Annotated in this window: 19 protein-coding genes; 17 read left to right on the top strand and 2 right to left on the bottom strand. The window is 41.9% G+C overall.

Annotation, left to right across the window (positions count from 1 at the left end):
• The first annotated feature begins 166 nt into the window (after window positions 1-166).
• The 17 genes from ACFVS2_RS28305 (at window position 167) to ACFVS2_RS34630 (ending at window position 8945) form a co-directional block, all read left to right on the top strand.
• Entirely contained in the window at window positions 167-400 is a 234-nt protein-coding gene (locus ACFVS2_RS28305; RefSeq protein WP_390239660.1) for an XtrA/YqaO family protein, read from the top strand.
• A 303-nt stretch (window positions 401-703) separates the two neighbouring features.
• Complete coding sequence (locus tag ACFVS2_RS28300; protein ID WP_390239659.1) at window positions 704-916, top strand: hypothetical protein; 213 nt, start codon at window positions 704-706, stop codon at window positions 914-916.
• A gap of 316 nt (window positions 917-1232) precedes the next feature.
• The gene (locus ACFVS2_RS28295; RefSeq protein WP_390239658.1) at window positions 1233-1532 is read left to right on the top strand and encodes a hypothetical protein; all 300 of its coding nucleotides are present in this window, start codon (window positions 1233-1235) and stop codon (window positions 1530-1532) included.
• A 1-nt stretch (window position 1533) separates the two neighbouring features.
• The gene (locus ACFVS2_RS28290; RefSeq protein WP_390239657.1) at window positions 1534-2145 is read left to right on the top strand and encodes an integrase; all 612 of its coding nucleotides are present in this window, start codon (window positions 1534-1536) and stop codon (window positions 2143-2145) included.
• A gap of 11 nt (window positions 2146-2156) precedes the next feature.
• Window positions 2157-3626 (top strand): hypothetical protein, encoded by a 1470-nt coding sequence (locus ACFVS2_RS28285; RefSeq protein WP_390239656.1) that lies wholly within the window; start codon window positions 2157-2159, stop codon window positions 3624-3626.
• On the top strand, window positions 3626-3856 hold the full coding sequence (locus ACFVS2_RS28280; RefSeq protein WP_390239655.1) for a hypothetical protein: 231 nt from the start codon (window positions 3626-3628) through the stop codon (window positions 3854-3856). The genes ACFVS2_RS28285 and ACFVS2_RS28280 overlap by 1 nt, the downstream gene beginning before the upstream one ends.
• Window positions 3853-4008 carry a CD1375 family protein gene (locus ACFVS2_RS28275; RefSeq protein ID WP_390239654.1) on the top strand — a complete coding sequence of 52 codons (156 nt, stop codon included), beginning with the start codon at window positions 3853-3855 and terminating at the stop codon, window positions 4006-4008. Before ACFVS2_RS28280 ends, ACFVS2_RS28275 begins: the two co-directional genes overlap by 4 nt.
• Before the next feature lie 111 nt (window positions 4009-4119).
• Window positions 4120-4302 carry a hypothetical protein gene (locus tag ACFVS2_RS28270; protein ID WP_390239653.1) on the top strand — a complete coding sequence of 61 codons (183 nt, stop codon included), beginning with the start codon at window positions 4120-4122 and terminating at the stop codon, window positions 4300-4302.
• A 71-nt stretch (window positions 4303-4373) separates the two neighbouring features.
• Window positions 4374-4694: a hypothetical protein gene (locus ACFVS2_RS28265; RefSeq protein ID WP_390239652.1), complete on the top strand. Its 321-nt coding sequence runs from the start codon at window positions 4374-4376 to the stop codon at window positions 4692-4694.
• The gene (locus ACFVS2_RS28260) at window positions 4691-4969 is read left to right on the top strand and encodes a hypothetical protein (protein WP_390239651.1); all 279 of its coding nucleotides are present in this window, start codon (window positions 4691-4693) and stop codon (window positions 4967-4969) included. The genes ACFVS2_RS28265 and ACFVS2_RS28260 overlap by 4 nt, the downstream gene beginning before the upstream one ends.
• Window positions 4956-5675, top strand: coding sequence for a M23 family metallopeptidase (locus ACFVS2_RS28255; protein ID WP_390239650.1), 720 nt, complete (start codon window positions 4956-4958; stop codon window positions 5673-5675). Before ACFVS2_RS28260 ends, ACFVS2_RS28255 begins: the two co-directional genes overlap by 14 nt.
• The gene (locus tag ACFVS2_RS28250) at window positions 5659-5814 is read left to right on the top strand and encodes a hypothetical protein (RefSeq protein WP_390239649.1); all 156 of its coding nucleotides are present in this window, start codon (window positions 5659-5661) and stop codon (window positions 5812-5814) included. The genes ACFVS2_RS28255 and ACFVS2_RS28250 overlap by 17 nt, the downstream gene beginning before the upstream one ends.
• Before the next feature lie 772 nt (window positions 5815-6586).
• Window positions 6587-7399 (top strand): hypothetical protein, encoded by an 813-nt coding sequence (locus ACFVS2_RS28245; protein WP_390239648.1) that lies wholly within the window; start codon window positions 6587-6589, stop codon window positions 7397-7399.
• A gap of 257 nt (window positions 7400-7656) precedes the next feature.
• On the top strand, window positions 7657-7989 hold the full coding sequence (locus ACFVS2_RS28240) for a hypothetical protein (protein WP_390239647.1): 333 nt from the start codon (window positions 7657-7659) through the stop codon (window positions 7987-7989).
• Between the two features lie 165 nt (window positions 7990-8154).
• A complete protein-coding gene (locus tag ACFVS2_RS28235) occupies window positions 8155-8337 on the top strand; it encodes a hypothetical protein (RefSeq protein WP_390239646.1) in 183 nt (60 codons plus the stop codon).
• Window positions 8321-8578, top strand: coding sequence for a hypothetical protein (locus ACFVS2_RS28230; RefSeq protein ID WP_390239645.1), 258 nt, complete (start codon window positions 8321-8323; stop codon window positions 8576-8578). Before ACFVS2_RS28235 ends, ACFVS2_RS28230 begins: the two co-directional genes overlap by 17 nt.
• Window positions 8579-8615: 37 nt before the next feature.
• Window positions 8616-8945, top strand: coding sequence for a YhjD family protein (locus ACFVS2_RS34630; protein WP_483862263.1), 330 nt, complete (start codon window positions 8616-8618; stop codon window positions 8943-8945).
• A gap of 72 nt (window positions 8946-9017) precedes the next feature.
• Here ACFVS2_RS34630 and ACFVS2_RS28225 read toward each other — a convergent pair whose 3' ends face one another.
• Together ACFVS2_RS28225 and ACFVS2_RS28220 are read right to left on the bottom strand one after the other, a co-directional pair.
• Complete coding sequence (locus ACFVS2_RS28225; RefSeq protein ID WP_390239644.1) at window positions 9018-9422, bottom strand: hypothetical protein; 405 nt, start codon at window positions 9420-9422, stop codon at window positions 9018-9020.
• Between the two features lie 501 nt (window positions 9423-9923).
• Complete coding sequence (locus ACFVS2_RS28220) at window positions 9924-10421, bottom strand: hypothetical protein (protein WP_390239643.1); 498 nt, start codon at window positions 10419-10421, stop codon at window positions 9924-9926.
• Window positions 10422-10432: the final 11 nt, after the last annotated feature.

The raw sequence follows: 10432 nt of genomic DNA, 5'->3' as shown, positions 1-10432 counted from the left end.
TTCCCTTTTCAGTGTTTCTGGATAGCTCATAAACTTTTGCCCTTTAGCTGCCATAAAAAAATGCACCCCCTAAAGTTCATCGGTAAACCACAGGGTTTTTTCCAATGTCTACTTTAAGGGGTGCACTTCAGAGGCCGAATATGCGTTCTTCAAACCATATTATACCATGAACAACTGGACAGGGGGAACGGAAGATGAGCACACGAGCAAAAGAAGTAAAGATAGACACAGAAAGTATGACAATCACAGTTCCGGTGGGGAAAATTCCAGCAATATCTTGGTAGACCCAAAACAAGGGAAAGCAAAGATAGTTCCACTGGTAGAACATGGTGAAACTGTGGTAAAATCAAGTCAGGGAAAGATTTCCAAGGTTGATTATCGTGAAAGTGAGCTCTTCTAGTCAAAAAGGAGTTGTTAGTAATTTTGGACTTTGGTGCAGTATCATTACAGTTGCTTGCTTTTCTTCCGGTGCTCTTGTTCTACACGTTGGTAATATTTTTCACATTTAAGCTGCTAAGTTTTATGAAAACAAAGCTACAACTTGACAGGGAACGTAATCAGAAACTTGATCAATTAATCGAGAAACATAACATCCAAAATAAATAAAATGCCTGATACCGAGAAACGGGAGGGCGTCAGATTCACACCTACAACGGGTGTGTTCTGACGCCCTTTTTATTTTGCCTAGAGAGGAGGACAAACCATGGCTAGAATCTACGAAATCATGCACGAGAAGCAGAAGCGTTGCAAGGAACCAATCAGTTTCTCAAAGCATTTAGAACGGGTAAAAGCCCGATGTAAGAAACCAATACCCACTAGACCAGCTGAAGTAATGACTATCGAAGAGATAAAACGATTGATGGGCGACACAGGAAGACGGCAGTTCCTGAAAGATAAAAGTAACGCACGTAAATAGTCGCATTGGGGAGGGGTTCTCATGTACCTTTTACCATGCCAGTTTTGCTGTCATTGGGTAGGGCGGTGGGTGAACTGGTTTCTGTCTCCGAGGATTTCGAAGCGAAGGAGATTATATTCTCATTTCAACAAAACACACCACTTGATCTATTAACATTACAGAGGACATTTGAAAGAATGAGGCCCGTTCATGTAAATAGGGAGAGAATCATCATTCAACAAAACGGAAGTCTTATTCTTTCTTCAGGAACCATGCAAGTATTTGAAACTATCCCATTGTTCCGCGGTTCATTCTCAGCTGGAGGTGAAAACGATCTATGCTAACAGAACACGCATTGACAAGACAAACCAATAGTCTCGAATCAATATTTTTTAGCGCAGAAGTGGAGCTGAACGGGACATTTCGACCTGCGGAACTCATAAAAACGAGACAAAGTAGCAGCAAGGTAACTTTCTTGATTCGGCTGCCTGCATCTGAAACGGGTATCATTACAAAACGACTGATCAAGGATGAGAACGGCAAGATCGTCTGGCAAGATACGGTGAATTTTTTAAAGCCCGCACGGGAAGTCGCCTTGAGCATACCCATCGAGTTGAAATGGAAGGTAGGTGAATGACGTGACATACCAAAAGCAAACGCATGTGAACCGTTTTGTGGACCGACCGAACACCTACGTCTTGCAAGAAAATGGAGACGGAACGGTATCTATTGTTCCAGCGTGGCAACAGATTGCAGGGACGCCAGTGGATGAGTTTAGGTTGAATCATATGGAGGACGGGATTGAAGGGGCACACTTGCTGTTTGACCGCTTAGAACGACGGGTGACTCGAGTAGAAGCTTACCTTGACTTAGACAGTCATGACGTCGAAGGAGCGCAAGCGAGATTTGCCGACACCTATGATGGCGTAGATGACCCAGTATTGAAACTAGATCAAACAAAAACGTATGCGACAACAGCGTTGACTGCCAAACCTTCTTCCATAGCAGTTACAGTCGCGTCAACGACTGGCTTTACAGTAGGACAAGAAGTTACGATTTGTGACGATGTGGCTTTTGAAAATCAAAAAATCACTGCAATCGGAACAGGGACACTTTCATTTGCTTCGCTGGCAAACAACTACAAAAAAGGTGCTCTCATCGGTCGCTCTACCATCTATCGGGATGCAGCAGCACAAAAAATGCGGATCGGTAGTTGGGGAACGGATACTGTGACTATTACCCAAGTGTAGGAGGTGGGCTTGTGGGAATTAACTTATTAACACCAGATCAGTCTACGGGAGCAACCGGAACAACCGGAATGATCAGAGGTGACGATTATGCGTCCTTACAAAGGATCGAGAATGGCGGCATCAACGGTGGTCCTTGTCTTTATGTGAAGAGATTTGTAAATCAAATAACAAACTTTCATATTACGTTACGGACAACTGCGATTTCAGTTACACCCAAAAAGGAATATGAGCTTATTGTTTGGTTGAGACAAGCAAATCCAAAACAGGGGCTATCTGCAAGAATTGACTGGCACTCAGACAGTGACTACAGTATGAGTACCCTTATAGCGAAGACGGTTGCAGTCTGTGATAATCCTGACAATTCAGAAGCGACTTATGACAGGTACTATGCGAAAGGTATGGTACCTCCAGGTGCCTATTACGCAGTGCTGGTTGCTGAATATTACACAGGTTCTACGAGTGATCCAAAAGAAATTTATTGGTCGAATGCTCATTTTGGTGTAACCAATACCAAGCCTACCCTTTCTTTAACGACGGAAAATAACCTTGTACTGACAGAAGGAGTAATCTTATCTATACAAGGGAACGCAACAGATATTGATAACGGAAACGTCGTCACTACGAAGTATCAAATTAATAGCAGTACTGCTCGGGCGGCGCATTCTGGTGTATCTAACGGAAGCACGCCCATTTCTTTTGCCAAGCTTCTAAGCTACAGAGGGGGACGCTTGTACGATGGCACCACCGATGTGTCAGGGCTTCTTGCGGAAGGCACCACGCGCACTCTATCAGTCTGGGCAGTAGATGACCAACCAGACGGCAAATCAGATATCGTCACACGCTCTTTCATCGTCAAGCACAATAAGGCTCCAGTACTAACAGTAACCGCCTTTACGCCTGTACAGTCTGGCCTAATCCCACCTGATACGATATCACTGTCCGGGTCCGTATCAGAACCGGATGGTAACACAGTTGCGGTGAAAGGAAAGCTAAATAGTGGGAGTGAAAAAACGCTTCTTAGTGGAGTATCAACCGGGAATTGGTCATTTCCGTTCAAGGTAAGTGAGTTACAAGCAGGGGCAAACACTTTGACCATAACGGCAACAGATCAATTCGGCTCTTCATCGGTAAAGTCATTCAACATTAATAATGGTGTGGTGCAGTCTCCACTCAAGAAAGCTGTAGCTCGATACAAAATTATATCGCCTCGTGGTTCAGCTAAAGAAATCCTTGCTTGGCTAAAACGCGAGAAAGGTGATCTTGTCGTGGACGGAGAGGTTTCCTTTGTAGATGCAGGACAGCCTGAACAGTATGTACCAATGAGTAAGAATAGTATTGATCTTACATCATCGATCAGTGAAGACGAATTGCTATCTACCGTAGCAACTGCTAAATCCAACCTGACGTTTAAGCTGACTTTTACTCGTTCGAACACGAATTCCACAGAAGCTGCGACGATGATGGTAGGGGTGATTGAGTAATGAAGTATCGACAACGAAAACCCGGTGGAACGTTTGGTGAGCATGTGGAAACACCAGGGCACACGGAAGTTCTACCTACAGAAATTCAAGTGCTTTATGAAACAATTGCCCATATGGATGCTGAAATGTCAGCCATGCATGAGGAGTACACCAAAAATCACGAGCAGCTTACTGGCAAGATTACTGCGCTGGAAGCAGAGGTACAAGCCCTGAAAGGAGGTGGTCAATGATGGTGAAAAAGTATATGGTCGCACCTTATGCAATTCTCGTCAGATCCGGTGGATGGCTGATCGAGCCGACAGGAATTGAGGGGGAGAAAGTTGTCCCGGAATCTTACCGGGTCCCCGTAGCTGAATATCTCGCTGCTCAAGAAGTAGTGTAAACGCCTTTCCTAATCAGGAGGGCGTTTTTTCATGGGGAGCTGTATCTACTTCGAGACTTTACCAATATCTGAATCGTATTACTTTCGAGATAGATTCAGGGGGGATAATGCATGTATGAATTTGGTGCTATACGTGTCGAGTGGGACTGGATAGGTTTACTATCGTCCATCCTATTCGTTGGGCTTCCTGTTGGTGTAATCACTTATTTGGCCATACGATCTGGATTCAAGAAAAAGATATATGAATTAGAAAAACGGATAGAGAAATTGGAACAACAAGACTCAACAAAATGAGGATTTCGGGGAGCTGCGCACGCGGCTCCTTTTACTTTTGCCCCGAGAGGGTGAGGATGAGGAGGCCTTGAATGGGAAACGAGGTAAAAGACTTGCAAAAGGGGATCACCGAAATCCTAGTTGCAATTGGAAAAATTGAAGAACAAGTGAAGCAACTTAATAACATGGCAGGAAAACTCGATCAAACTGAAAAGTTGGCAATTGAGGCCCTTCAAAGCACAAGATCAGCCCATAAGCGACTGGATGATCTTTTTAAAGAAGTGGCTGCATTGGAGGAACGATTCGTTGATGAGAAACGCCAGGGTAAAGATGACAAGAAGTGGTTAATCGGTACGATCGTCGGTGTTATTGCCTTGGTATGGAACTTTATTAAAGGAGTCGGTCAGAAATGAGAAATTTTTTAAACGACAAGGACGGTGTGAGTGAGAAGGATTACCTACTCGTTGTCTCAACTACCGTCTTTTTTCTGTTTGTGGTGCTGGGACTGATTCTGACCCTGCTTGGCAAAAAAATTGATCCACAATATATAGCCCTATTGGATATGGCTGGCCCAGTCCTTATGACAGTAGCTGGCGGTGTTTTTGGTGTCAGAGCGGTCCAAGAGTACCGTAAGCCACGGTATAACGACTATAACCAGGATGGTGAGGACTACGATGCACGTGTCTAGTGTGGATGAGATGCTCAAAGGATACCGTGTGACCAGCCCATTTGGACCGCGTGCAGATCCGTTTACAACCAAGCAGGTATTCCACACCGGGATTGACCTGGTTAAAAAACATCGATCACCAATCCATGTCTTTGTTACTGGTGTCGTCACGCACACAAAAGAAGGTGTAAAAGGATCAGGATATGGGGGCTTTGGAATAGTAGTGGCTGTTAAAGATCAGAACGGCTGCACACACGTATATGCCCATCTACACAGTGCATCTGTCAAGGTTGGCGACCGGGTCGAATGTGGCGACGTCGTCGGACTTCAAGGTACTACCGGACGTAGCACAGGCTCACACCTGCATTATGAGGTTCGGCGCGGCGGATTCGGTACACATACCGATCCTGTAGCGTATTTGCGAGAATATTACCAATCTGTTGATAACTCTGTGGATAGAGAGGAAGAAGTGTCCATGAAACAACTGGAACCGTGGAAGCTCCAGCTCGCAGACAAGGCGTTGGACAGCCTTGCCAGCAAGAAGGATACAGAAGGCAAAGCCTTGATAAACAACGCAGAAGAGTGGAAAAAACGATTACGAACAGAGCCTCAGGAGGTCTTGAATGACCTACCGTGGCTCTTGTTTGTACTGGTGGACAGAGCTACCAATACACCGGATTTTCTTGTCCAACAAGAGGAGGATGTAGATCATGAACGAAGAGTTTAAACGAAAACTTTCATCACGCAAACTGTGGATGGCAGTGGCTGCCTTTATCACGAGCGTGCTGGTGCTGTTTGGAATGGACGGTGACACGATTACGAAGGTAACCGCCATGATTACGGCTCTCGGCTCTGTTGTCGCGTAAATGGTGGCTGAAGGATTTGTGGATGCAGAGCGTATCAAGAATGATGCAGGAGATTCGGTCGGTACATCAGAAAAAAGTCAATAACTACAGTGGCCCTCCTTCGGTGTAACCGAGGAGGGCTTTTGGTATTATGTAAGTTTTAAAGTCATTATTTATAATGCCTTCGTTTTTAGATTTTTCAACTCTTTTTTGATCCAATTAAAGATAAAGTTACGACAATCTTCCAAGTTAGTGAAACTGTGATTGAGAAACTCAGAAGTTATTACCTCACCAGTAGGTTTTCGGATTTTAAAGGAATATAGTTTGAAATCCGGGTGATCTTTTTTATACGGCTTTTCAATTCGTACATAATAAAATTGGTACCTGCCTTGCCAAATATCATAGTCGATTCGCTTGTCCCTTGTTAATAGCTGGAAGTGCATTTTTTATCACCAATTTCAACTTTTTTGTATGAATTACAACTTATACAACAAAGATAATACTCCATTTTAGGATAAAAGTGGTGAAAAATATATGACTATTTTCCTAGTAAGAATCAAATCTTTGCCTGAGTCTAGGAAGATATTTTATTATGCAAATTGATCTTAAACACCAATCGTTTCAAGAAGTTTAGGAAGGAGGAAACTCAAGCCCGATTGCCAGATGGTAGTAGAATATAAAAAAATACTTATATCAATATATTGCCAGTATTGGTTTTCTTTTATATAATGCTAAAGCATGCATGCGATTGGTGTTCACCTAAATCTACATTAATTATACTAGAGGTGAAATTGTGAGTTTTTTTAAAAAGGCAAATAGTTTAGTATTAGCTTTATCTTTAGCTACTGTAGCGATTCTTTCGCCTACTGCAGCAGCTTATGCACAAGAGCGGGTCGAAGTTTCTAAGTTAGCAAAGAAGAGTCAAACAGGCAAGCCACCAGAAGAAGAAGCTGTAACAGAGGAAGAAGCTGTAACTGAAGAAGAAGCTCTATCTGACAAAGAGGAAACACAAGAAGTTGAATTGCGAGCAATCGGTTCAATTGTTAGAATCATAGTGAGATCAGGTATCATGTACTTCAAGTATCGAGACAAAGCAGATAAAGAATTTGCGGAAGTAAGCGAAGACGATGTAAAAGAGAAAGTTACTAGATACTATAAGAATGTAAGAAAAATTAACTATAGGGATTCTGATATAAATAAGAGGGACAACGATAACTTTTATCCCGACGTAACTCTAACAGTATTCAGAATAAAAAACTCTAATGATGGTATTTCCCTCGATTATGGAGGCCCACGTCAATATGGAATGACACACATACTTGCCAGACACAGTCCAGAAAACTGGACAGGTGATTATAATGGTTATGGCAACGACCCCCTATCAATGTTTGATCCTCGTACTTCCATGAAGGATGTTGAAGAGATCATTCGAGATGTAATGGATGATCGTAATAATCCTGAACGGATACAGGAGCACATTGATGAGAATAAATTTAGCAAAAAAGCGTACTATGGTAAATCTGGTGGTAAAAAATATAAGTTGATAATTGACAGTGGAAGTATAGTCTCTGTTTATCCAGACGGTTGGAATGTAGTCGAAGATTAATATGTGAGCAATTTAAAGTAGCCCTGGTTCTTCCCAGGGCTACTACTTAATTTATCAACTAGGGAGATGACTTTACAGGTACACAAAACTTTTGACATACCCCTCATACGGTATCAGTTTTAAAACCTTCTTTATTTTCGTAAGCCATTCTAATACCACCCGTACTATATGTGATATATTAGACAATGTGCAAATTTTTCTGATCATGTAGACTAATTACTCTACAACATATAAATGGTCTTCTTATAGGGGGATTTATGGATATACAACAAGTGTATGCTGCTGCCTCAATTATTGATTCTATGTATTATCGGTACAACCATACGAATTGGTTACATCGTCAAATTAGAAAGCGAATAATTATAAATATCCATATTAAATTAAATGTGCCACTTGACGAAGCCCAAGATTTATACGATTTTGCTTTAGAAAACAAAATTCCCAAAGTATGGTACGCACTCATAGAGAGAGCTGAAATAATTGAATTCCCCTCGAGAGATCTTATACCTGAGGCAGTCCGTTTTATCAGTGAGGATTCACTGAAAGAAATTATTGCGGAAAGACTTCGACTAGATGAAATGGATGCTTAGAAGATAGTGAGGATTGAGTATCCAGTTAAAGTATTGGAACCTGAGTTTGGACGGTGGTGTTGATTGGAATCTACTGATTTTGCTCCACTAAAAAGTGGGGCTTTTTTTTTTTTTTTCATCACCCATCATAAAATAAGAACAAACGTTCAGTAAAGGGTGATTCGCATGGAAAGAATCAACACTGTCATTAATGGCCAATACCAAGCTGTTCCCGTTTTAACTCCAAAGCACCTTGTGGCTATACATAACATCCGATCCGGTGTAATTCCTGGATGCGCCCCAGACATCCTTCGGGATCTGGTAGAGGCTGGACTCGTGGAGGAGACAGTCAGTGACTACATTGTATGAGCAAACGGTGACTCCGTTACTACCAGTCGATCCAGACGCCATGGCTAACATGTTTGTGGTTATCTATGACTCAGTACGTCAAGGTTTTGCGATTACGGTCATTTGGTTTCAGGAGTGTATCAGACGAAAATGGGGCGTAGTCAAAGACATTAACCAGGATGAGCACATGATCAAGCTTGTACAGGTAGATGGGATTTGGTGGGTACCAATCGCAAAGTTGCTGATGGTGGAGCGGATATGATGCAACCAGACCAATGGCGTGAGTCCTACACGAAGCGATCCTGTATGGCCTGCTTTTTAAAGCACTCGCGCTCGATGTACAGAACCTAAATCAAAATCAACTCAAGCTGTCATACCGTCCTATGCTCGATTCCATTTCGATGTGGACCGAACGGAAACACCATGAGTACCGGAGCCAGTTCGGGCGGCTTGGGGGCAAAATACACTCTCAACAGTCACCTGATGGTTTTTTATACCGTGTCCTTGTTACTGTTCTAGGCCGACAGGAAGAGTGCGTCTACAATGTGCATCATTTAAAAGCTGAATGCCAGGTAAGACTTAATGATTATCTGTACAGCGCGAAGCAGCAAGCGAACGGGCGCGCATAATATGTACTGAGGGATTATAGTAGCAAACACCCCGCCTTGTAGAAAGAGGCGGGGTGTTCTTTATGTATACGATTATTCAAAACGTACACCTAAAAGTTTGCTAGCTTCAGCTTTAGCTTTAACATAGTCGTCTATGTCTTTCTTCAATCCTTTTTCATCATTATTCAGCCTCGAAGCATGTGCCAACTCTAACGATCTCCACATATTCGCTATCTCAGCAGATAAATACCGTTCATTTTCATTCAATTGATCAAGCATATTAACATATTTAGTATCAAACGCCTGAATCGCTTTCTTTTCTTCCTCAGACAACTCTTCCACTTTGCTAACACGCTCATTCATCAAATTATAATACTTCAATGACTCATCATACAAATCTTTCCTAATCGCATTCGTTCCACTTGCTTCTTCACTACTACAGCCAACTACGAAGATTAATATTAGACTGAAAAGTGAATAAAGAAATTTTGTCGGCATATATTTCTCCTTGATTTTTTCCAATATTATACTAGTTTTGTTAAAAGATTTTAAAGTATATAATTTGATACTTGTTAGAAATTCCAGTAATAAACACCTGGATATGTATTTACAATTATTTCGGTTATGCTACTCCATGTGCTAGATAAGCCATTAATGGATGCAAGTATGTCTTCAAAGATTCTCCTGTTGCTTAAAGAGGGATTCTATTAAACTTAGATTAATGTAAATAGAGTGAGGGAGAATATAAGGGGCAGGTGTAATTGAACTTGGCGTATCCCCTACTCACAAGCAAGCGTTTTATGGAGTGGCGAAACAGTTGATCATTGGCGAGGTTCGTGAATATGTTTATATGCAGCCTCAAATTAAAGCTCGCGTCAAAATGCGGAACTAGACAAAGGGCGGCATGCTGCGATCGCCAGTTTTTGTTGATTTTATTCTTGCTGGCTAAAAAATAACCCGTCCCTATTTTGGGAAGACGGGTTATTGAAGTAACATTTATTATTCGGAAATCATAAGTACAATCTTTTTGAAAATTTCAGGGGCTTGCTTAATTTCGGATGCTTCAATTTTTCCAAGCAGGAATCCGTAGCCCTCTACATCGGGGTATTCATCTGATTGCCTTAGCTTCCCTTCCAATGAGCCTTCCTCATAGTAGAGATCCCACGAATCATCTTCTAATTCAATGGCGATGCCCACATGTTCTGTTCCGTTGTGATCGATTTCCAGATGGTAATGCCGTAAATCTCGATGAAAAATATCATCAAATATCACGTTAATACAGTTCAATTTTTCTCGTAATAGAGTGGAAGAAGTTTGGGGTAGTCTTATATACAACTTAAAACCAATCTTCTCCCCGCTCAGTTCCATCATATCTATTTCGTTGTACATGGGCATGCTGTCGCCCAATACATCAATGACTGCTTTTTTTATGTCATTGTGATTTGGGAATTCATTAAAGTACAACTCGCATAGATATCTAGTATAATCATCCGACAAAAATTAAACCT

Origin of the sequence: Brevibacillus sp. NPDC058079 (genome assembly GCF_042885155.1) — a bacterium.
Lineage (GTDB): Bacteria > Bacillota > Bacilli > Brevibacillales > Brevibacillaceae > Brevibacillus.
This window is presented reverse-complemented; position numbering and strand designations above follow the sequence as displayed.